At 43.9% G+C, this 20,391-nt stretch carries 22 protein-coding genes and 2 pseudogenes; 17 read left to right on the top strand and 7 right to left on the bottom strand.

What is annotated here, in order from left to right:
* The 4 genes and pseudogenes from AC5L4R_RS09665 to AC5L4R_RS09650 all read left to right on the top strand — a co-directional run.
* Nucleotides 1-224, top strand: a 224-nt coding sequence (locus AC5L4R_RS09665; protein ID WP_494473431.1) for a transposase, incomplete at its 5' end; no start/stop codon positions are given.
* Between the two features lie 707 nt (nucleotides 225-931).
* Nucleotides 932-1,446: pseudogene (locus AC5L4R_RS09660) on the top strand (SulP family inorganic anion transporter); the annotation flags it as partial.
* Between the two features lie 89 nt (nucleotides 1,447-1,535).
* Nucleotides 1,536-2,639 carry an RNA-guided endonuclease InsQ/TnpB family protein gene (locus AC5L4R_RS09655; RefSeq protein WP_494473700.1) on the top strand — a complete coding sequence of 368 codons (1,104 nt, stop codon included), beginning with the start codon at nucleotides 1,536-1,538 and terminating at the stop codon, nucleotides 2,637-2,639.
* A 17-nt stretch (nucleotides 2,640-2,656) separates the two neighbouring features.
* Nucleotides 2,657-3,673, top strand: a pseudogene (locus tag AC5L4R_RS09650) (SulP family inorganic anion transporter); the annotation flags it as partial.
* Between the two features lie 97 nt (nucleotides 3,674-3,770).
* Here the strand turns inward: AC5L4R_RS09650 and AC5L4R_RS09645 are convergent.
* Nucleotides 3,771-4,271, bottom strand: a complete 501-nt coding sequence (locus tag AC5L4R_RS09645; protein ID WP_494473699.1) for an IS630 family transposase — start codon at nucleotides 4,269-4,271, stop codon at nucleotides 3,771-3,773.
* A 188-nt stretch (nucleotides 4,272-4,459) separates the two neighbouring features.
* Here AC5L4R_RS09645 and tnpB point away from each other — a divergent pair, with 188 nt between their 5' ends.
* Both tnpB and tnpC read left to right on the top strand, forming a co-directional pair.
* Nucleotides 4,460-4,831, top strand: coding sequence for an IS66 family insertion sequence element accessory protein TnpB (tnpB, locus tag AC5L4R_RS09640; protein ID WP_494473698.1), 372 nt, complete (start codon nucleotides 4,460-4,462; stop codon nucleotides 4,829-4,831).
* An 84-nt stretch (nucleotides 4,832-4,915) separates the two neighbouring features.
* Nucleotides 4,916-6,742 (top strand): IS66 family transposase, encoded by a 1,827-nt coding sequence (tnpC, locus tag AC5L4R_RS09635; RefSeq protein ID WP_494473697.1) that lies wholly within the window; start codon nucleotides 4,916-4,918, stop codon nucleotides 6,740-6,742.
* A gap of 16 nt (nucleotides 6,743-6,758) precedes the next feature.
* Here tnpC and AC5L4R_RS09630 read toward each other — a convergent pair whose 3' ends face one another.
* Both AC5L4R_RS09630 and merR read right to left on the bottom strand, forming a co-directional pair.
* Entirely contained in the window at nucleotides 6,759-7,355 is a 597-nt protein-coding gene (locus AC5L4R_RS09630; RefSeq protein ID WP_494473696.1) for a site-specific integrase, read from the bottom strand.
* A gap of 83 nt (nucleotides 7,356-7,438) precedes the next feature.
* Nucleotides 7,439-7,846 (bottom strand): mercury resistance transcriptional regulator MerR, encoded by a 408-nt coding sequence (gene merR / locus AC5L4R_RS09625; RefSeq protein WP_494473695.1) that lies wholly within the window; start codon nucleotides 7,844-7,846, stop codon nucleotides 7,439-7,441.
* Nucleotides 7,847-7,917: 71 nt separating this feature from the next.
* On the opposite strand from merR, the gene merT reads away from it, so the two are divergent.
* The 6 genes from merT (at nucleotide 7,918) to AC5L4R_RS09595 (ending at nucleotide 12,511) form a co-directional block, all read left to right on the top strand.
* Entirely contained in the window at nucleotides 7,918-8,268 is a 351-nt protein-coding gene (gene merT, locus AC5L4R_RS09620) for a mercuric ion transporter MerT (protein WP_040403539.1), read from the top strand.
* A 13-nt stretch (nucleotides 8,269-8,281) separates the two neighbouring features.
* Nucleotides 8,282-8,557, top strand: a complete 276-nt coding sequence (gene merP, locus AC5L4R_RS09615; protein ID WP_040403538.1) for a mercury resistance system periplasmic binding protein MerP — start codon at nucleotides 8,282-8,284, stop codon at nucleotides 8,555-8,557.
* 262 nt (nucleotides 8,558-8,819) lie between these two features.
* Nucleotides 8,820-10,442, top strand: coding sequence for a mercury(II) reductase (gene merA / locus AC5L4R_RS09610; RefSeq protein WP_494473694.1), 1,623 nt, complete (start codon nucleotides 8,820-8,822; stop codon nucleotides 10,440-10,442).
* A gap of 11 nt (nucleotides 10,443-10,453) precedes the next feature.
* The gene (gene merB / locus AC5L4R_RS09605) at nucleotides 10,454-11,089 is read left to right on the top strand and encodes an organomercurial lyase MerB (protein WP_007116054.1); all 636 of its coding nucleotides are present in this window, start codon (nucleotides 10,454-10,456) and stop codon (nucleotides 11,087-11,089) included.
* Nucleotides 11,090-11,488: 399 nt separating this feature from the next.
* Nucleotides 11,489-12,217 carry a DNA-binding protein gene (locus AC5L4R_RS09600; protein WP_219332435.1) on the top strand — a complete coding sequence of 243 codons (729 nt, stop codon included), beginning with the start codon at nucleotides 11,489-11,491 and terminating at the stop codon, nucleotides 12,215-12,217.
* 6 nt (nucleotides 12,218-12,223) lie between these two features.
* Nucleotides 12,224-12,511: a hypothetical protein gene (locus AC5L4R_RS09595; RefSeq protein WP_219332434.1), complete on the top strand. Its 288-nt coding sequence runs from the start codon at nucleotides 12,224-12,226 to the stop codon at nucleotides 12,509-12,511.
* A gap of 219 nt (nucleotides 12,512-12,730) precedes the next feature.
* Here the strand turns inward: AC5L4R_RS09595 and AC5L4R_RS09590 are convergent, their stop codons facing one another.
* Nucleotides 12,731-12,934, bottom strand: coding sequence for a hypothetical protein (locus AC5L4R_RS09590; protein ID WP_494473693.1), 204 nt, complete (start codon nucleotides 12,932-12,934; stop codon nucleotides 12,731-12,733).
* A gap of 181 nt (nucleotides 12,935-13,115) precedes the next feature.
* Nucleotides 13,116-14,159 carry a replication initiation protein gene (locus tag AC5L4R_RS09585; protein ID WP_494473702.1) on the bottom strand — a complete coding sequence of 348 codons (1,044 nt, stop codon included), beginning with the start codon at nucleotides 14,157-14,159 and terminating at the stop codon, nucleotides 13,116-13,118.
* A gap of 239 nt (nucleotides 14,160-14,398) precedes the next feature.
* Between AC5L4R_RS09585 and arsC the strand changes: the two genes are divergently transcribed.
* Nucleotides 14,399-14,860 carry an arsenate reductase (glutaredoxin) gene (gene arsC / locus AC5L4R_RS09580; protein ID WP_494473701.1) on the top strand — a complete coding sequence of 154 codons (462 nt, stop codon included), beginning with the start codon at nucleotides 14,399-14,401 and terminating at the stop codon, nucleotides 14,858-14,860.
* Nucleotides 14,861-14,927: 67 nt separating this feature from the next.
* On the opposite strand, the gene AC5L4R_RS09575 is transcribed toward arsC, so the two are convergent.
* Nucleotides 14,928-15,380 (bottom strand): MerR family transcriptional regulator, encoded by a 453-nt coding sequence (locus AC5L4R_RS09575; protein ID WP_036594787.1) that lies wholly within the window; start codon nucleotides 15,378-15,380, stop codon nucleotides 14,928-14,930.
* Between the two features lie 105 nt (nucleotides 15,381-15,485).
* Here AC5L4R_RS09575 and AC5L4R_RS09570 point away from each other — a divergent pair, with 105 nt between their 5' ends.
* From AC5L4R_RS09570 to AC5L4R_RS09555, 4 genes are all read left to right on the top strand, one after another.
* Nucleotides 15,486-17,498: a heavy metal translocating P-type ATPase gene (locus AC5L4R_RS09570; RefSeq protein ID WP_067055814.1), complete on the top strand. Its 2,013-nt coding sequence runs from the start codon at nucleotides 15,486-15,488 to the stop codon at nucleotides 17,496-17,498.
* A gap of 72 nt (nucleotides 17,499-17,570) precedes the next feature.
* The gene (locus AC5L4R_RS09565) at nucleotides 17,571-18,275 is read left to right on the top strand and encodes a DsbA family protein (protein ID WP_007116050.1); all 705 of its coding nucleotides are present in this window, start codon (nucleotides 17,571-17,573) and stop codon (nucleotides 18,273-18,275) included.
* Nucleotides 18,276-18,325: 50 nt separating this feature from the next.
* Complete coding sequence (gene lspA / locus AC5L4R_RS09560; protein ID WP_067055811.1) at nucleotides 18,326-18,868, top strand: signal peptidase II; 543 nt, start codon at nucleotides 18,326-18,328, stop codon at nucleotides 18,866-18,868.
* 73 nt (nucleotides 18,869-18,941) lie between these two features.
* The gene (locus tag AC5L4R_RS09555; RefSeq protein ID WP_079352265.1) at nucleotides 18,942-19,958 is read left to right on the top strand and encodes a cytochrome c biogenesis protein CcdA; all 1,017 of its coding nucleotides are present in this window, start codon (nucleotides 18,942-18,944) and stop codon (nucleotides 19,956-19,958) included.
* On the opposite strand, the gene AC5L4R_RS09550 is transcribed toward AC5L4R_RS09555, so the two are convergent.
* Nucleotides 19,927-20,391, bottom strand: a 465-nt coding sequence (locus tag AC5L4R_RS09550) for an IS630 family transposase (RefSeq protein WP_494478048.1), incomplete at its 5' end; no start/stop codon positions are given. The two genes, AC5L4R_RS09555 and AC5L4R_RS09550, sit on opposite strands and share 32 nt — an antisense overlap.

Raw genomic sequence — 20,391 nt, 5'->3', positions numbered from 1 at the left:
ATTATCCAAAACGTGTATTGGTGTTGGATAATGCTAGATTTCATCATGGTGGCGATTTAAAGCAAATTGCCGAACTTTATAATATTGAACTGATGTACTTACCGCCTTACTCACCTGAACTTAATCCAATTGAGCAGTTGTGGGCAATCATCAAGCAAAAGGTTCGTTTAACGCTAAGCAATTTTCATACGCTTAAGGAATGTGTTGAAAGTTGCTTGGTATAATTCGGTTTTGACTATAGATAAACCACTCACCGAGCCGTTTGTGAAAGAAGATGGCGAAGTGATTCCACCTAATCAGCCATAACGTCGGGGGCTTTATCAGGGTTTACCTATAAAATTATCATTTTTACCATACCATGTGGCGTTGATTTATCCTCCATTGCCGTAAAACCACCGCCTAAAGGCGGTGGATATGCAATTGTTAAATGCGATGAGTTTTGCTATACTCATCTCACTATATTCAATGTCTTACATTCCACAGTTAAGTTAAGACTAAATTGCGAGTACGCAGTAACTTAACTGGTAAGACGTTTCCAAACACACACTTAAGCTAATTCGTGTCTATGACAATCCTAACGGTAGGATTAGCTTAAAATAAGAACCTAAGATGTACGGTGTGTCGTACGGGCGGTTGCCATTGTCTTAGGTTTGCGGTGGGGCTTCACCGTCTTGCAGAAGGAATCCCCTCACTTTAGGGAGGGGAGGAAGTCAACAATGCCATATCCTTACTAACCTTAAAAAGGCTTACCTGATGTTTCGTCCAATCTAGTAGTTCACTTACCTACTTGTTTCAGTTCTCCTGTACTTGCAGGCGGACTTTTTTGGGCGTTTTCTTTTTTCATGAATAACTTACATACGTTTTCTTGTATTTAGCAGGTGGTGATTGACGCCCGTTGCTAACGTATGGGTTATTTTGCAATGGGTAAGTGATGACACATTTTTTTAATCCAGCCACTTTTTCTGTGGCGACTATCAAACAACACTGGTTTTCTAATGTCCGTGGTGATGTGCTATCGGGTTTGGTCGTGGCACTTGCCTTGATTTCCGAAGCGATTGCTTTTCAATTATTGCAGGCGTTGACCCCAAAATTGGGCTGTATGCGTCGTTTTGTATCGCCGTGGTGATTAGCTTTGTTGGTGGTCGGCCTGCTATGATTTCGGCGGCGACAGGGGCAATGGCACTGGTCATGGTGACATTGGTGAAAGAACACGGGTTGCAATATTTGCTGGCTGCCACGATTTTGACAGGGGTGTTCCAAATCATCGCAGGTTGGCTGAAACTTGGCTCGCTGATGCGGTTCGTCGCCCGAGCCGTGGTAATAGGCTTTGTCAATGCGTTGGCGATTTTGATTTTTATGGCACAACTGCCGGAGCTGACCAATACCACATGGCACACTTATGCCCTTGTAGTCGCTGGGCTTTTAATTATTTATCCTCTGTTGCCGTAAAACCACCGACTTTAGGCGGTGGATATAAGGCAACTCCGAAACCATGCTTGCACACAGAAACTTGTTAAATATGTTAAACTAACCCCATGAAAACCCTCAAGCTACGCATAAAAGACAAACACACAGCAAAGCTTAACCGCCTAAGCGGTTCGGTCAATTTCGTGTGGAACTATGTCAATGACTTGAGTTTTAAATACCTACAACGTACTGGTAAATTCTTTAGTGCCTATGACCTAAACGAATACACCAAAGGTAGCGGTGAACTACTTGGCTTGCATTCTCAAACCATACAAGCCATTAACGAAACTCACGCCAAATCGCGACGCCAATTCAAAAAGGCTAAACTTAACTGGCGAACCAACAACCCAAACTCAAAGCGTAAAAGCCTAGGTTGGATTCCATTTAAGCAAACCGCAATCAAATTACTAGCTACCCATCAGACGGGTAAAAAAGGCTTAAAATCAACCCTACAGCTTAGTTTAGCCAAAGGGCAAAAGCTTATCATCGACCTATGGGATAGCTACAATCTTAGCCTATATCAAATAAACACCTGCGAGATTGTACAAGACAGCCGTAACCGATGGTATGCGTGTATCACCGTCAAAGAATACCCTAGAACTGCTTGCGGTACTGGTAGTGTAGGCATTGACCTAGGCTTAAAAGACAGTGCCACCGCCTCAAATGGCGATAAACTACAAATTAAACAAACACAGGCATGGGCTAAAAAATTGAGTATCGCCCAACGAGCAAAAAACAAACAGCGTGTTAAGGCAATCCATGCCAAAATCAAAAATACCCGTCAAGACCTCATCCACAAATTCACCACCCGATTAGTCAAAGATAACGCGCTAATCGTGGTTGGTGACGTTAAAACCAGTCAATTTAGCAGTAAAAAAGGCAAACTAGCCAAAAGCGTATATGACGCAGGTTGGTTTGAACTCAAACGCCAACTGACCTACAAATGCAAGCATGCAGGTTGCCGTTTTGAAATCGTAAATGAGAAATACACTACCCAAACTTGCTCGTGCTGTGGCGATATGTCCAGTAGTCCAAAAGGTAGCGCAGGTTTGCGAATAAGAGAATGGACTTGTGCAAAGTGTGGCACATGGCATGATAGAGATATTAACGCCAGTCGGAACATTCTTGCGGTCGGGCTTGACCGTCTTGTAGAAGGAATCCCCTCACTTTAGGGAGGGGAGGAAGTCAATTATTTCCCCGTATTCCAAAAATTGGCTCGCTGATTCCCTCGCCGTTCGTGACGATTGTGACTTTAACCGCGCTTACTTATTTTATGGGCATTGAGGTGTGGACAGTGGGCGATATGGGGCAATTACCTGATACGCTACCTGTATTTTTGTTGCCTGATATTCCTTTAAACCTTGAAACTTTAATGATTATTTTGCCGTATTCGTTGAGCCTAGCGGCAGTGGGTTTGCTTGAATCGTTGATGACAGCGACCATCGTGGATGAGATGACCGAAACCGACAGTGATAAAAACCAAGAGTGCCAAGGTCAAGGTATTGCCAATATCGCAAGCGGCTTACTTGGCGGTATGGCAGGCTGTGCCATGATTGGGCAATCGGTGATTAACGTCAAATCAGGCGGTCGTACACGATTATCGACGTTTTTGGCGGGTGTATTTTTGCTATTGATGGTGGTGTTTTTAAGCGATTTACTCAAGGTCATTGCCATGCCTGCGTTGGTGGCGGTGATGATTATGGTGTCGATTGGTACGTTTAACTGGCAATCAATTAAAGAATTAAAAACTCACCCCGTTGGTTTTAATGTGGTGATGCTGGTAACGGTGGCGATTGTGGTTTATACCCATAATTTAGCCTTAGGTGTGTTTGCGGGTGTTTTATTGTCGGCGTTATTTTTTGCCAATAAAATCGGTCGTTATCTGTCGGTGCGAGTATTGCCCACAGGCGATGCGACTAGTTTGGGTTATGCGGTAATTGGGCAAGTGTTTTTTGCGTCGGCTGATGATTTTTTGGCTCAGTTTGATTTTACCAATCCGCAGATTAAGGCAGTGAGTATTGATTTGACCCATGCTCATTTTTGGGATGTGACAGCAGTGTCGGCACTCGATAAAGTGGTACTAAAATACCGCAAGCAAGGCGTGAATGTCGAAGTGATTGGCTTCAATGAAGCGAGCAAAACCTTGGTTGACCGCTTTGGGGTACATGATAAATCTGAGGATGTGAATATTGTGTTTGGTCATTAACCTACGCATTTAATACAGTTGAAATGTCTAAGAAACATTAGCTTCTTAGACATTTTTTCATAAACTTATCTTCCAAGTAAATATAGTAAACCCTAAATTAAACTGAACGGTATTTAACACAATCATGAAGCGAATCGAAGTCATTAATCGAGAGTTTTACCTTTCGCTTAACCACCGCCCACTTATGCTCCACAGGATTTAACTCAGGAGAATAAGGTGGTAAGTACAGTAACGTTAAGTTGTATTCTTCGGCAATCTGTTTTAAATCACCACCCCGATGAAAACGCGCGTTATCCATGATTAAAAAACGCTGTGGATAGCTGTCGAGTTCATCTTTAGGCAAAGATTGACCAAGCGTGTGAAGCCAATTTTCTACCGTATCACGCTTACACCCACCTTCAAAGGTCACAGGTGCAATCAGTTTAAATTCAGCCATACTCATTGCACCAATAAGATTTAAGCGTTTGCCTTTATTGGCATCCATTTTAGCATAGCAAGGTGTGCCAACCGGTGACCAGCTACGATGATAGCTTTGTCTTTGGTAAAAGCCTGTTTCATCCATAAATAGGATGTTGGTCAGACCAAACCAAAAAGCCATGATAGCTAAACATACGCTAAAACCTTGCTGTTTTACGGGGTCGGATTCTTTGTAGGTGAAGGTCTTTTTTTAAATGTCCAGTTAATACGTATAGAACTACAAATCCCCACTCACAACACAATGCCCATAAAACTCACTATCGACCAAATCGACAATCACAGCCTTATCGAACTACTACGGGGGCTACAATGAATCCCCTTGTCAACCCCCAACAAATTTGGCTATCCACCGCACCCATGGACATGCGGTGTGGCAGCAACAAGTTACTCGCCTTTATCCTACAGCACCACCCAGGCATCCGCCCACACTGTGCCTACCTATTTTACAACAAAACAGGCACCCGGCTAAAAATACTCATTCATGATGGACTGGGCATTTGGCTATGCACCCGAACACTTGACGACAGCAAATTTCACGGACTTGGCGAACGCCTCATGCGACATCACAGCCTGACCAACTCAACCACAGGACTCACCATCAGCCACGAGCAATTCAACGCCCTGATTAGTGGTTTGCCTTGGCACAACCTAAGCAAAGACATACTCACACCGCTGACCTAACCTGCCTTTATCATAAACCCGCTAAATTTTAACTATCACCGCCCGTTAGCTGACAACCGATAGCGGTTATGGCAAACTACTGCCATGACCGCTGCCCACTCACCCGACTTACCCCAAGACCCTATATACGCTCAACTACTGGCGAAAATCTCACTACTTGAACAACAACAAAAACAACAAGCGATTGACCATCAGCGACAGCTAGCCGAACAGCAACAACAGCTAGAACAACGATACCAACAGCAAGCAGCGCAACTCAAACAACAATACGAGAAACAAATCGATGCGCAAAGGCAGCACTACGAAGCCGAACTTGCTCGCATCAACCAAGCACTCATTGACGCCATTGCCAAACAGCAACGTCTTATTCATCGTCTATTCGGGCAAAAAAGCGAAGGCTTAACGCCCAAACAAACCCACTTAAACCAAGAAACCGCCCTAGAAGACCTGGCATCGCTTGAACAAGCCCATGACAACTTCTTAGCCAATCTTAGTAATGACGAGCGAGCCAAACTGCTTGCTAACAAGCCGATTGATGCTCAAACGCTTACTACTCAAGAACTTGAAGAAAAGTCGGATAACCAATTAGGTACATCATCAGAAAAACCAACCAAACCCAAACGACAAAGACGCATCGTTATCCCTGATAACCTCGACATTCACACCATCATCCACGAACCACCGTCAACCACCTGTGAATGTGGCTGTCAAATGACGCAAATTGGTCAAGATGTTCAAGACAAACTTGGCTTTGTACCAAAGCAGTTTTACCGTGAGCGTCATGTTTATCCCAAATACACCTGCCGTAACGCTGCGTGTAACCGTGGGAAGCTGGTTCAAGCCAAAACCGAGCCTCAAATCATTGATAAAAGCATTGCCACGCCTGAGCTACTGGCTCATGTGCTTATCAGTAAATACGCTGACCATTTGCCCCTATATCGCCAAAGCCTGATTTATCAGCGAAGCGGGGTGTATTTATCCGATTCAACCTTAGCCGATTGGGTCGGACGCTGTGGGGTACAGCTTGGTTTTTTAGTTAAACGTTTGCATAAAATAATGCTAACCCAGCCAATTGTGCATGCCGATGAAACCCCAGTCAAAGTGTTAAATGGCTATGGCATGAAAGATGCTAAAGGCAAGTTAAAGCAAGGCTATGTGTGGGCGTATGTAACACTACAACACAGCCCAATCAAAGCGGTGGTGTATGATTTTGCCCAAGGTCGGGGTAGTGAGTATCCCAATGCTTTTCTACAGGGCTTTAAGGGCAAACTGGTCTGTGATGGCTATAACGGCTATAAGCCATTATTTGGGCGAGGGGTGATTGAAGTGGGTTGTATGGCTCATGCCAGACGTAAGTTTCATGAGCTGCATGTGACAGGGCAGAGTCTTATTAGTATTGAGGCACTAGAACTGTTTCAATCGCTGTATGCCGTTGAACGTGAGATTGATGAGCGGTTTGAGAAAAACCAATCACCAACGCCTAGAGATGCCCAAGTCGTTAGGCAAATCAGGCAGGATAAGGCTAAACCAGTTGCGGATAGGCTTCTTGTGTGGTTACAGGAGAAAAGGTTAGGCACGACTAAGAATGCCAGTATTACCAAGGCGATTGAGTATTGCTTGAAACGTTGGACGGCATTAACTCGTTATTTGGATGATGGCAATTTGCCGATTGATAATAATTGGGCGGAGAATCAGATGCGCCCTTGGGCTCTCGGACGTAAGAATTGGTTGTTCGCAGGGTCGCTTGAGAGTGGTCAGCGGGCGGCGAATGTTATGTCACTCATCCAGTCAGCTAGATTGAATGGGCTTGATCCGTATGCGTATTTGGCGGATGTGCTGAGACGTCTGCCGACGCATCCTGATAGCCAGATTGATGAGCTGCTACCACATTGCTGGAAACCATCTCAATAGGGGGATGGTCGGGGGCTTACCATAATTGAGATAATGCAGGTGCTTTAAAACGAGTACCTTTAAGTTGGCGATCTCCTTTGGTTTGAGGAAAAAAACAGATCATCCCTTCATTTGGGACGATTTCAACATGTTCCACGTGCAACCGTGTCAGTTCATCACCACGGAAGCCACGCCAAAATCCAAGTAAGAGCATGGATTTATTGCGGGTATGTCGTAATACGTCGCCATGGCTATCCGTAAGTCTAGCCGATTCAATAGATTGATCAAGCCAATTTATAACCAGCCTTAATTGCTCAATTTGAAATGGTTTTGCTCGCTTTTCTTGTGCGGGATGAAGGGTTTGAATGCCGCGAAATACCTTGCGCACAATAGGGGCTTTTGTGGGATCAGGAAAGCCTTGATCAAGATGCCACTGCGCTAATGCAGCCAGCCGTTGCCTTAGTGTATTGATCGACAACAATCCCACATGATCAACTAAGTATCGTGCAACACCATCGGCAGTTGCAGGTAGAAAGCCACCCCATTCAGTTTCAAAGTGCCGAATAGCAGATTGATAACTGCGACGAGTATTATCACGTGTCGCGGCATGAACATATTGATCTAGTTTAGTCACGGATACTCACCTGATATTCTTATTAGCAATCGTTGAAGGTTTGCTAATTTATCGACTACTAAATTCTAGGATTGAAAGAGATATTACTCTCCATGGAGTGCTGCAATTAGCGGGCATGAAACGTTTTCCCCCTGTGCATGGCAGGCACATACAAGCTCAGACAGCACTGCTTCCATACGCGTTAGATCGGCCATTTTTTCACGGACGTCTTGGAGCTTGTGTTCGGCCAGTTGACTAACTTCATCGCAGTGGGTACCATCGTCCAATCTGAGTAATTCAGCAATTTCATCCAGACTAAAGCCTAATCGTTGGGCTGATTTTACAAACCTCACTCGCGCCACATCAGCCTCACCATATCGACGAATACTGCCGTAAGGCTTATCTGGCTCAGGCAATAAGCCTTTGCGTTGGTAAAACCGAATGGTCTCCACATTGACCTTAGCTACCTTGGCAAAAGAGCCTATGGTTAAGTTCTCCAAAATATCTCGCATACCACTTGACTCCGTACATAACTACGGAGGTAATCTTACGCTATCCACTCAAGATTTGAAACGAGAAACTTATGTCTAAATCACCAAATGGACGCGGTGCTCTTTTCGCTGGCGGATTGGCAGCGATCCTTGCATCTACTTGTTGTTTAGGTCCACTGATTCTGGTCGCATTGGGATTCAGTGGTGCTTGGATCGGGAACTTAACCGCATTGGAACCGTACCGCCCGATTTTCATCGGCGTGGCACTGGTGGCGATGTTTTTCGCTTGGCGGCGAATTTTCCGACCAGTACAAGCCTGCAAGCCAGACGAAGTCTGCGCGATCCCACAGGTACGAACCACGTACAAGATCATTTTCTGGGGAGTATCTGTACTGGTACTGATCGCACTTGGTTTTCCTTATGTCGTACCATTTTTCTATTAGACTGGAGTTCATCATGAAAAAGTTGTTAGTTTCTATGGTTCTTGCAGCCGCTGTTTCCCCTGCATTGGCAACCACTCAAACCGTCACGCTCTCTGTGTCAGGTATGACCTGTGCAGCCTGCCCAATCACTGTAAAGAAGGCGCTCACCAAAGTCGATGGTGTCAGCAAAGTAGGCATCGTCTTCGAGAAACGCGAAGCCATCGTTAGCTACGATGATGCGAAGACCAATATCCAGAAGCTAACCAAGGCAACCGAGGACGCTGGCTATCCATCAACTGTCAAACAGTAGAAATCTCTGGAAAGGCAACAGCTTGGGGGCATAAAAGTGAAAGCATGGCTGATCTCGAAGAAAACCGATCTCATCATCATCGTTACAATCGCCAGTGTTGTAACGCTTCTGATTGTCGGTGGGATTTGCTGCTGATTGTCAGACTGGCGAGGTCATTACATTCGTCAGTCTGACTGGGTGGTGCAGCCTGATAACTACAATCTATGAATAAATTGCGAACGGCGGAGTTAACCGTTGCCATCAAAACCACAGGAGCAATCACATGACCCAATTGCGAATTACAGGCATGACCTGCGAATCTTGCGCAGTGCATATCAAGGAAGCTTTGAATAAAGTGGCAGGCGTGCAGTCAGTGGATGTGTCCTACGCCAAGGGTACGGCGCAACTTGCAACCGAGCCAAGCACATCTCTGCCTGCACTGATCGCTGCCGTAGCAGGACTCGGCTACAAGACCACACTCGTAGATGCCGCGCCAACAGAGAAGCACGAAGAGCTACATATCGCCGTCATTGGTAGTGGCGGCGCTGCAATGGCGGCAGCGCTAAAGGCCGTCGAACAAGGCGCGACGGTCACGCTGATTGAGCGCGGCATCATCGGTGGCACTTGCGTCAATGTCGGCTGCGTACCGTCCAAGATCATGATTCGTGCTGCCCATGTCGCCCATTTGCGCCGCGAAAGTTCGTTCGACGATGGTATCGCCGCGACTGTACCAGTGATTGATCGCCGTAAACTTCTGAGCCAGCAGCAGACTCGTGTTGATGAACTACGTCACGCCAAATACGAGGGTATTTTAGAAAGTAATTCATCCATCAACGTGCTACACGGCGTGGCCAGTTTCAAGGATGGCCAAAGTCTCATCGTGCGCTTGAATGACGGCGATGAGCGCGTTGTGGCATTCGATCGCTGCCTGATCGCCACGGGTGCCAGTCCATCCATTCCGCTCATCGCTGGCTTGAAAGACACGCCGTACTGGACTTCCACCGAAGCCTTGGTCAGTGACACCATTCCCAAACGCTTGGCTGTGATTGGTTCGTCTGTAGTCGCGCTGGAACTGGCTCAGGCATTTGCCAGATTAGGTAGTCAAGTCACGATTCTGGCACGCAGTACGCTGTTCTTTCGTGAAGACCCCGCTATCGGTGAAGCGATCACCGCCGCCTTCCGTGCCGAAGGGATCACGGTGCTGGAACACACGCAAACCAGCAACGTCGTACATCAGGATGGTGAATTTGTACTTACCACGGGACACAGCGAAGTACGTGCCGATAAGCTATTGGTCGCCACGGGCCGAACACCGAACACGCGCAGCTTGGCATTGGATATGGCAGGTGTTGCCGTCAACGCGCAAGGAGCTATCGTCATCGACAAAGGCATGCGTACCAGTGCCACACACATTTATGCCGCTGGCGACTGTACGGATCAACCACAATTTGTCTATGTAGCCGCCGCCGCTGGCACCCGTGCGGCCATTAATATGACAGGCGGTGATGCTGCAATCAATCTAACAGCTATGCCAGCGGTGGTGTTCACCGATCCACAAGTCGCTACCGTGGGCTACAGCGAAGCGGAAGCGCATCACGACGGGATTGAGGCCGACAGCCGCCTACTTACGCTGGATAACGTACCGCGTGCGCTCGCCAACTTCGACACGCGCGGCTTCATCAAATTGGTCATCGAAGAAGGTAGCGGACGACTCATTGGCGTACAGGCTGTGGCACCTGAAGCGGGCGAACTAATTCAAACGGCAGCGCTTGCGATACGTAACCGCATGACCGTTCAGGAATTGGCTGACCAGTTGTTCCCCTACCTGACGATGGTCGAGGGACTGAAGCTCGCGGCGCAGACTTTCTCCAAGGATGTGAAGCAGCTTTCGTGCTGCGCGGGGTAAAGGGAACAATTATGGATATCACACGCTACGTTACAGAGATTGCCAATCGTCTCATCCCAGCCAATCAGCCTAAAAACTTAGCAAGTCTATTTAGTGTATTGCTGCATGAACTGATTAAAGGGCAATCAGTTTCACCCACAATCCTGGCAACGGCTTTAAATTGCGACCTTGAGCAATTAGCGTCGATACTTAAAGAAATTCCTGGTATCGAATATGACAATACGGGAGATATTGTCGGGTATGGTCTCACGCAACGCGAAACCATGCACACCGTTGAAATTAATGGCCAACGGCTATACACATGGTGCGCACTCGATACCTTGATTTTTCCACCGCTGCTTAATCAAACCGCTTATGTGCATTCACGTTGTGCGAGCACCAGCGTGCCTATATTGCTTACTGTTACACCCGATGAGGTGTTGGACATCACTCCATCTGATGCCGTGGTATCACTGATACTTCCGCAGAATAAAACTGATATTCGTTTATCATTTTGCTGTCATGTACATTTTTTTGCCTCCAGCCGTGTAGCTCACGACTGGGCTTTAGAGCACCCACGAGTTGAAATAGTGACTGTCCAAGAAGCATATGAATTGGGGCGTAAACTGGCTAGGCATTTGTCGGCAGTAGGTCAAGCAACAAATTAAAGAAGTCTTTGGCAGCATGTAATATTTCTTATAAAAACTCCCATCTTATTTATATAAAACGCCATAACACAGGATAACGGCTAGTTATCTGTGTCATTTATCATCCAAAAATAACTTGATTAATTGAAATTGTTAGTATGTAATTAACCTGAGTTCGATATAAGAAATGCTATCATTTCTATTCAAAGCACCAAATAGCAAGAATTATAATCATACTTTACTGATATTTTTGCTACAAAACGCACAGATTTTTTGACTAGAAAGGCAAATTCTTTTGATATGAAGGTGCTGTTGTACTAAAATATTTATAAATATCAAATATTTATATTAATTCTTATACCGAATTCGGGTTAATTACGTGGTATGTAATATATTACACTATAGAGTGGGAGTGCTGTTATGGCGCGCACGGGACTGTATAAATCTGAAGTTAAGAAGGCTCGTGAGTCTTTACTGGCACAAAGTAAATACCCCTCCGTCGATGCGGTGCGCGTAGAACTCGGCAATACAGGGTCAAAAACGACCATTCATAAGTATTTGAAAGAGCTTGAAGAGGAGGACGGCGGAGCCACTAGACACAAAGTTGACATCAGTGAGGCTTTACAGAATCTCATTTCGAGACTCTCTAGCCAATTGCAAGATGAGGCTAATGTTCAAGTCAATGAAATACGTGCTGAAAGTACCGTAAAGGATCAACAACATGCTGAACAATTATTAGCTTTACATACTGAAATTGAAGCATTGGGTAATCGAGTGCGGCTGTCAGAAAGCACTCTGCTTCAGGAAAAGTCGTCTCATCACGAAACGCATATTGCCCTACAAAAGGAAACGATAGCTCGTCATACGTTAACGCAACAAGTTGCCGACTTGAATGATCGTCTGGCCGAGAATGAGGCGCATCGTCAGTCACTTGAAGAAAAACACCAGCACGCACGAGATGCTTTAGAACACTACCGCCAATCCGTTAAAGAGCAACGAGAGCAAGATCAACGACGCCATGAGCTACAGATACAGCAATTACAAGCAGAACTGCGTCAAGTACAGCAGACAGTCATCATCAAACAAGATGAATCAACCAAATTGAATCAAGAGAGTACGCGTTTGGCCGCAGATTTATCCCATGCTTAAAGAGGCTTGAGCGATGAGTTACATAAGAATCAGCGACTGGCTCAGCAACTACAAGCCAATGAGCAACATAGTAAAGTGTTGGAAGTTCAACTTGTAGATAGAGAAATCATGATCGCAAATCAAAATGATCAACTGGTTGAAGCAACAAATCAAATGGAATCATTCAGCGCTAAAGTGCATGGTCTTCAGCTAGAATTAGCAACTGCAAATGCCAAGTTGGAAGCGCAGGACTCCATTTTAGGTGAATTGCGCGATTTTATGAGCAAAACGAACTTCAAGGCATTGGTGGAGTAAATTTCACCCCAAAATTTACATCGTAAAGCTAATTCGGGTAGTGCAGTGGATAAAGAGAAATATTAAATAAAAAATTTAAAAACAATTATTTACTTCTTATTTTGCGGAATTTTACACGAATCCCAGCCGACCCTCAATGAGGTCTTAGCCAATTATAGTAATGCTGCCATTGAGCCAATTGGTCCTGAAGGTTTTCGGACGTGATATCTACAGCGGCTATTAATCATGCGATACAACTGTATTTCCGACTTGTTGATAAACGCCCGTCTCATTAACTTCAACAATAATCTCATAATAGCTTCCACCATTTCTGGCTAATCTGTCAGCCCCTAATGGTTTGGCTTGCTCACGGTGCATTTCTGCATTAATTTGTTCGATTACATCACGAACTTGCGGCACTTTATTCTTGATAGATTTATTCAAACGCTCAAGTGCGCGCTCATTACTGCTATCATCAATCGTGGCGGCGGCGTCAATAGATGACTCGCGGCCACCAATGGCTAATTAGTTTAATAAAGGTAATCTAACGGATTCGCTATAAAGAGTAAGAACAACCCCTACGGGGCTAATATCTGATTACGGCGGCACTTTCTCTTTTTTAGGGCTAGGATTTTTTGGCAAAAATTCCCCAATTTCTAAGTGTTTTAGTGGTTACGTTTAAAGTCTGAGCAATCACGCTGTTTTTAAGCCCCTGTTTACTCATCTCATCAGCTAAGGTACGTTTGGGAGCATAAGTCGCTGAGCGTGCTTGACCGCCCTTAGAATTAGCACCCTGGGCATTGGCTCGGTTGGCTCTAAATGCTTGAAGCTTGCTAAATTTAGCGGTTGATTTTTCGTTGTATTGACCGAAGAGACTTGACTTGCAAAAGCGTGTAATTGACCTAGCGATGTGTGTCAGCTCGTTGTGCGGCAAAGGGTCGCTGCTGTAATACTCTGCATTGTATTGCTGGCACTCGACAAGCAATAACTTGTATAACTGATTAAATGATAAATGTGAGTTACGATATCCAATAAATCTCACTTTATCAAAGATAGCGTGATTACGCCCCAAATAGCCATGTAATTCATCAATAGATAACTTTTTACGCTCTTTGTCTTTGGCTCGCTCTGCGTTGATTTCCTCCCAATATACATCAGTATATAGGTCTAGATTTTCGGCAAGCTGTTCAAGCGTGTACGGCTCTGCACCGCTAACAAAGGTATCATGTTTAGCTGAAAATGGATTCTTTATGCGACTGCCACAGAAAGACAAATCAGCTTGAATCAAAACACGCATACGTTTATGAATAGCATCTAGGTGCTTGACTGCTCGCTGTGTTAAATCTCTGGCATTGGTCACGGGTACTCTGAGCAAATAAATGTAATGACAACTGTCTTTAAGGGGATTTTTGACAATAATGTTAGGCGGGGGTAGATTGTAGTCTTTCCAAGCTGTCCAAGCTGACCGCCCTTTCAAGTCATCAACATCAAACGCTAAACACTGGGCAAACAAAGGGTGGTTAGGTTGGATATAGCTTAACCTCATCGCCTTATCTTTATCTAAAATAAAGGCTTGGCTGTCCTTGCAGTTACTGCAATAAGGACGTTTGGGTAGATATTTATAAAAACGCTGTAATGGCTCGTATTGTTGCCACTTATTAGGATCAATTAGTACGAAGTCATACGGGCTAGTCGGTTGACGTTGTTGTTTCTTAAAACGTACTGCTTGTGGCTGACCATCATTGATAAAAATATTTAGTTCTATAAGCCTTTCTGGTCTAACGTAACTACCAATAGCTAAGAGGCGTATAGCATGGAGCTGTGGGTAGTTGAACGGTATCCATCCTTGCTTAGTAAGCCCCCGACCATCCCCTCTACTGCACTCTTAGATGAAGCGAGATAATGTCCATGATTTTCAGTAAATGGACATTAAAATGGCAACCAACAAACCCAAGCGCAAGATTCCCCCACAACCCAAACTGCGGTACCTCACGCAATACCCTCGCTTTTATTAAACATCAAGGCATTGAGCCAACGGTTATTCACTATTTGGAAAATCCGCCTACCGAGCCAACCCTGCGTGATTTGATTGCCAAAATGGGGATTACGCCTAGGCAATTACTGCGGGTCAATGTTGAACCATTTTCCGAACGTGGGTTAGATAACCCTAATTTGACTGATGATGACATTATCCAAGCCATGTTAGCCGAGCCAATCTTAATCAACCGCCCAATCGTGGTAGCTGAAAATGGTAAAAAGCAAGGGGTTAAGCTGTGCCGTCCGTCTGAGGTGGTGCTAGATTTGATTGATATGCCTTTAACTCAAACTTTTGTCAAGGAAGACGGGGAAAAGATTGAGCCGAAATCTTAAGTAAGAATTGGCAGTAAGCTGTCCTATTATGAGCTACATATAGATACCCAAGTATTATATGTTACCTCTACCGTATTGCCTCTAGCTCTGTCGTAGATAGTTTAATTCCTTCTTCTATTAAAGTGGGTGCGAATTGTAATGAATGAATTACTTTGCACTTATCGACAGAATCTTGTTGACAATTGCTCATTGTGTGTAATAAGGCTCGAATAGTTTGTAATTGCTGTATTTTTTGTTCAATCTGTGCCAAATGGCTAGCAACTAGCTTATCCGCTATCACACAGCTTTGGTTGGGATTTTGCTTAAGTTGATTAAAAGCCTTAATTTCTTGCATTGTAAAACCTAATGAACGACAGGTTTTAATAAATTCTAATTGTTCAATAGCATGCTGGTTAAAATAGCGGTACGCATTTTCGCCTCGACTGGCTTTATTTATCGCCCCAATTTTCTCATAGTAACGGATAGTTTCGATATTAATCCCTGTTTTTTTACTTAACTCGCTGATTTTAAATATAGACATAAGTGACCTTTTCGTATGACTTGGATTATTATTACTTGACCCTGTAGTGACTACAGGGTTTATAGTAACAGGTAATCTTTAATAAAACCATTAGAAAGGTGTCGTATGTCAAAAAATTGTTGCTGTACCGACGAGGAAGAAAAAATCATAACCGCTAGCCATGGCAACCATGAGGGTCACAGTAATGAAGATGGGCATGACCAGTCGCATGACACAGGTGACAAAACCACGTTTCAGCTTTTCTTACCAGCGATAATTGCCTTTGTGGTATTAGCCATTGGGCTAGTGCTTGACCATGTGATAAAACCTGTATGGTTCACGGAAATACCACGCTTTATTGTATATGCCATTGCTTATATTCCTGTGGGCTTTCCTGTGTTAAGAGAGGCTTTTGAAAGTATCAAGTCTGGCAATTGGTTTTCAGAATTTTTTCTGATGGGTATTGCGACCATTGGGGCATTTGCCATTGGCGAATACCCCGAGGGTGTTGCCGTCATGCTTTTTTATACTATAGGGGAAATCTTTCAAGCAATGGCAGTACAACGTGCAAAGGGAAATATCAAAGCTTTGCTTGACCAACGTCCTGATGAGGTCACCATCATTGAAAATAACCAACCCAGCATTGTTAAAGCTATATCCGTGGGTGTCGAACAAATTATTCAGCTAAAAGCAGGTGAAAAGCTAGCACTGGATGGGGTCTTACTTTCTGATACCGCTTCATTTAATACCTCGGCTTTGACAGGGGAAAGTAAACCCGATACCAAACGTCAAGGCGATGTGGTATTGGCAGGGATGATTAATTTACAAAATGTGGTGCAAATTAGAGTTACGACTGCTTATCAAGATTCCAAGCTGTCTAAAATTTTAGCCTTAGTGCAAGATGCGACCCGCCAAAAAGCCCCGACTGAGCTTTTTATCAGTAAGTTTGCCAAAATTTATACCCCGATAGTAGTTGCCTTAGCGATTGCTATTACCCTTGTACCCTATTTCTTTGTGGCTGATTATGTGTTTAGTAATTGGCTGTATCGGGCTTTGGTATTTTTAGTCATATCTTGCCCTTGTGCTTTGGTGATTTCGATTCCGCTTGGCTATTTTGGTGGTATTGGGGCAGGTAGCCGTAATGGAATTTTATTTAAGGGCAGTAATTTTTTAGATACCCTAGCGACCATTGACAATGTGGTGATGGATAAAACGGGAACGATGACTGAGGGGGTGTTCAAAGTCCAAGAGGTAAACATTGAGCCAGCCTTTGACCCAAATATGATGCTAGGCTATCTAAATGCTATAGAAAGCAAATCTACGCATCCCATAGCTACCGCAGTCCACGAGTATGTTGGGCAAGTCGATAGCACGATTGCCCTAGACAATGTGCAGGAGATTGCGGGGTATGGTTTAACCGCTAGTATCAAGGGGCAATCTTTTTTAGCAGGAAATGCAAAATTATTGGATAAATTTAATATTCAATATCCTAGCGAAGTGGCTCAAAGTATTGATACTGTCATCGTTATGGCGTATGCAGGGCAATATGTGGGCTTTCTTACCATTGCCGACCAAATCAAAGCAGATGCTTCTCATGCCGTTGATACCTTAAAACAGCTTGGGGTCACGACTACAATGTTAAGTGGTGATAAAACCGCCGTAGTAAAGTCAGTCGCCGACAAGTTACACATTGAACGTTATTTCGGTGATTTATTGCCTGATGATAAAGTAACCCACTTAAAAACTATCAAAGACCAACCTTCTAATAAAGCCAATAAAAAACAAACCGTGGCATTTGTGGGAGATGGAGTGAATGATGCTCCTGTCGTCGCTTTAAGTGATGTGGGTATTGCTATGGGAGGCTTAGGCAGTGATGCCACAATTGAAACCGCTGACGTGGTCATTCAAGATGATAAACCATCAAAAATTCCAATGGCGATTAATATTGGCAAACAAACCCGTAAAATTGTTTGGCAAAATATTACCTTGGCATTTGTGGTCAAAGCTATTGTACTAATATTGGGTGCTGGCGGTGTGGCGACGATGTGGGAGGCAGTATTTGCTGATGTGGGTGTGGCTTTATTAGCCATTATCAATGCCATGCGAATTCAACGTATGGACTTTGTGGATAAACGCTAATGTGGTATATCCATTTAATTATTTAATCAAAATTTTAACTAAAAATGGCTACTCGTCTATAAGGAATTTTTCATGAAAAAAACTACACTTACCCTAGTGACTACGCTACTTGCTCTTTCAGCCACGTTGGTTGCTTGTGGACAACAAACCACCACTAATTCAAATAATAGCCAAACTCCCACTACAACTAATGCCCAATCTACACCACAAGGCGAATCTGATACTATTACTGCCAAGCAAGTCGCTACAGATACCTTAGTACGCTCGCATTCACCTATTATTGGTAAGGTAGATGCCCCTGTAACTATAGTAGAGTTTTTTGACCCTTCATGTGAGGCGTGTCGGGCAATGAATCCGTATGTTAAACAAATCATCAATGAGCATAATGGTAAGGTAAGGCTGGTGCTACGTTACACCTTATTTCATAAAGGCTCTGAACAAGTGGCTCGTATTTTAGAAACTGCCAAAGAACAGGGTATATACGAACCAGTTTTAGCAGCGGTATTTGAAGCCCAACCGCAGTGGCATGACGACGAAACAGTTAAAGCGGCTTGGCAAGCGGCTATCAAGGCTGGGCTTGATGAACAAAAAGCTCGTGCCAGTATGAATAGTGATAAAATTAACCAAGTACTGAAACAAGACATGGACGATGCCAAAACTATTAAAATCTCAGGTACACCGACTTACTATGTCAATGGCAAGTTGCTAACTAAACTATCACCCGATGGGTTACAGGCAATGGTTGCCAATGAAGTCAAAACCACAGCCAAACCATAAAGAGTTCGTTAAGTCGTCATTTACCTAATACCTAAATTTATCGAGTTGTTATGCAGCCGTCGAAAAACACCTTAAGTGATATTAAAAATCCCCAAACTGCTTGGCTATGGTATGGCTTAAGTGCGTTGGTGGTTGGGATTGACCAACTTTCCAAGGTATATGTTGAAAATAACTTTCAGTTATACCAAACAGTATCGGTCATTGAGCCAATCTTTAACTTTACCCTAGCCCATAACTATGGAGCTGCCTTTAGCTTTCTTGCTGACCAAGGCGGTTGGCAACGTTTCTTTTTTAGTGGGTTAGCATTTGGCGTATGTGGATTTATTATTGTCTATTTAAGGCGTTTACCCCGTGATACAGGGGTGTTATCAGCAGGATTGGCATTGATAATGGCAGGGGCGTTAGGTAACTTGATGGATAGGGTGCGTTTAGGCTATGTGGTTGATTTTCTACATGTGCACTATGCGAATGTGTGGAACTTCCCGATTTTTAATTTGGCGGATGTGGCGATTAATCTTGGCGTAGTATTGGTATTGATAGATAGCTTTTTTTTGGAAGCTAAACGTCGAGAACCACCTATGATAGATGCTTAAATAATATCTATAAACTCAATTAAGCTACAAACCGAAAATACGAATCAAGATATGAGTTATAAGTGCCAGCAATATGATAACTAAAAATATAATTTCCTCCTATCAACGAAGTTATTTTATTTCGTTAGTTCAACTATTAGCTATTGTTTTTATCATAGCTATCAAGGTAACTCCAGCCCATGCTATAAATTTGTCTGATATTTTTAGTTCAAATAACGCCAATACGACCAATCCATCCAAACCGTTGCCCGTTCAAGAGGCATTTGCGATAACAACGACCCAGCAAGGTAATCAGCTCACTATTCAGGCAGATGTCAAAGATGGCTATTTTGTATATCAAGATAAGCTCAAACTTGAATTACCTCAAGGTGTGAATGCCACACCTTTGGTTTTTGACCAAACTGCCACGTTTGTGAATGACCCCAGTTTCGGGCGTGTACCTATTATTGATAAAAGCTTTACTGCTAAAACGACACTTTCTGTATTAAAACCTATGCAAGCACAGCCTGCTATTGTGAAGTGGCAAGGCTGTGCTAAGATGGGACTATGTTACCCTCCTGAAAAAGTAAATTTCACCTTACAGCCTATCACGCCACAAGCCGCTAGTGCTGTGCCTACGACCCTACGTCCATCGCCCAATAATACCACTCCTGTTATCACAGACAAGGCCCCACTCTCGCCACCTATCACGACCGACATCACAGCTCAACATCCCTCACAGGGTGACAATGATATTTTTGGATTGAGTCGGCATACAGGCTGGGCATTACTATTGTTATTTTTGGCAGGGTTGGGTTTATCATTTACGCCATGTGTACTACCAATGCTACCTATCGTGGTGAATATTGTGGCACGTCAGCATAGTCCTTCTGCTAAAAAAGGCTTGTTATTAACAGGTAGCTATGGTGTGGGTGTAGCAACCAGTTATGGATTAGTGGGGGCATTGGTTGCAGTATTTGGGCAATCGCTTGGCTTGATGAATATGCTCCAACAGCCAATTATTTTACTAAGCTTTGCAACGGTGTTTGTGCTTTTGGGCTTGTATAGTCAAAACCGAATTATACCAAGCAACTTTCAACACATTCCTTAAGCGTATCAAAATTGCTTAGCGTTAAACGAACCTTTTGCTTGATGACTGCCCACAACTGCTCAATTGGATTAAGTTCAGGTGAGTAAGGCGGTAAGTACATCAGTTCAATATTATAAAGTTCGGCAATTTGCTTTAAATCGCCACCATGATGAAATCTAGCATTATCCAACACCAATACACGTTTTGGATAATGCCCATTTTCATCTTTTGGCAAAGATTGTGCTAATGTGTGTAGCCAATTTTCAACTATCACACGGTTACAACTACCTTCAAAGATAACAGGAGCAATAACTTTAAAATCATTTAGTCGCATTGCTCCGATTAAGTTTAAGCGTTTTCCCTTGTTAGCTTCAATTTTGGCATAACAAGGTTTGCCAATAGGCGACCAACTGCGGGTGTAGTATTGCCTTTGATAAAATCCTGTTTCATCCAT

It is taken from the genome of Faucicola sp. SE7633 (assembly GCF_059264685.1).
This window is presented reverse-complemented; position numbering and strand designations above follow the sequence as displayed.

What these genes read in the sequence shown, in the direction of transcription:
- AC5L4R_RS09655 (WP_494473700.1), top strand. Translation starts at nt 1,536, where the DNA reads ATGAAAACCCTCAAGCTACGCATAAAAGACAAACACACAGCAAAGCTT.
- AC5L4R_RS09645 (WP_494473699.1), bottom strand. Translation starts at nt 4,271, where the DNA reads ATGGCTTTTTGGTTTGGTCTGACCAACATCCTATTTATGGATGAAACA.
- tnpB (WP_494473698.1), top strand. Translation starts at nt 4,460, where the DNA reads ATGAATCCCCTTGTCAACCCCCAACAAATTTGGCTATCCACCGCACCC.
- tnpC (WP_494473697.1), top strand. Translation starts at nt 4,916, where the DNA reads ATGACCGCTGCCCACTCACCCGACTTACCCCAAGACCCTATATACGCT.
- merR (WP_494473695.1), bottom strand. Translation starts at nt 7,846, where the DNA reads ATGCGAGATATTTTGGAGAACTTAACCATAGGCTCTTTTGCCAAGGTA.
- merT (WP_040403539.1), top strand. Translation starts at nt 7,918, where the DNA reads ATGTCTAAATCACCAAATGGACGCGGTGCTCTTTTCGCTGGCGGATTG.
- merP (WP_040403538.1), top strand. Translation starts at nt 8,282, where the DNA reads ATGAAAAAGTTGTTAGTTTCTATGGTTCTTGCAGCCGCTGTTTCCCCT.
- merA (WP_494473694.1), top strand. Translation starts at nt 8,820, where the DNA reads ATGACCCAATTGCGAATTACAGGCATGACCTGCGAATCTTGCGCAGTG.
- merB (WP_007116054.1), top strand. Translation starts at nt 10,454, where the DNA reads ATGGATATCACACGCTACGTTACAGAGATTGCCAATCGTCTCATCCCA.
- AC5L4R_RS09600 (WP_219332435.1), top strand. Translation starts at nt 11,489, where the DNA reads ATGGCGCGCACGGGACTGTATAAATCTGAAGTTAAGAAGGCTCGTGAG.
- arsC (WP_494473701.1), top strand. Translation starts at nt 14,399, where the DNA reads ATGATTTTCAGTAAATGGACATTAAAATGGCAACCAACAAACCCAAGC.
- AC5L4R_RS09575 (WP_036594787.1), bottom strand. Translation starts at nt 15,380, where the DNA reads ATGTCTATATTTAAAATCAGCGAGTTAAGTAAAAAAACAGGGATTAAT.
- AC5L4R_RS09570 (WP_067055814.1), top strand. Translation starts at nt 15,486, where the DNA reads ATGTCAAAAAATTGTTGCTGTACCGACGAGGAAGAAAAAATCATAACC.
- AC5L4R_RS09565 (WP_007116050.1), top strand. Translation starts at nt 17,571, where the DNA reads ATGAAAAAAACTACACTTACCCTAGTGACTACGCTACTTGCTCTTTCA.
- lspA (WP_067055811.1), top strand. Translation starts at nt 18,326, where the DNA reads ATGCAGCCGTCGAAAAACACCTTAAGTGATATTAAAAATCCCCAAACT.
- AC5L4R_RS09555 (WP_079352265.1), top strand. Translation starts at nt 18,942, where the DNA reads ATGATAACTAAAAATATAATTTCCTCCTATCAACGAAGTTATTTTATT.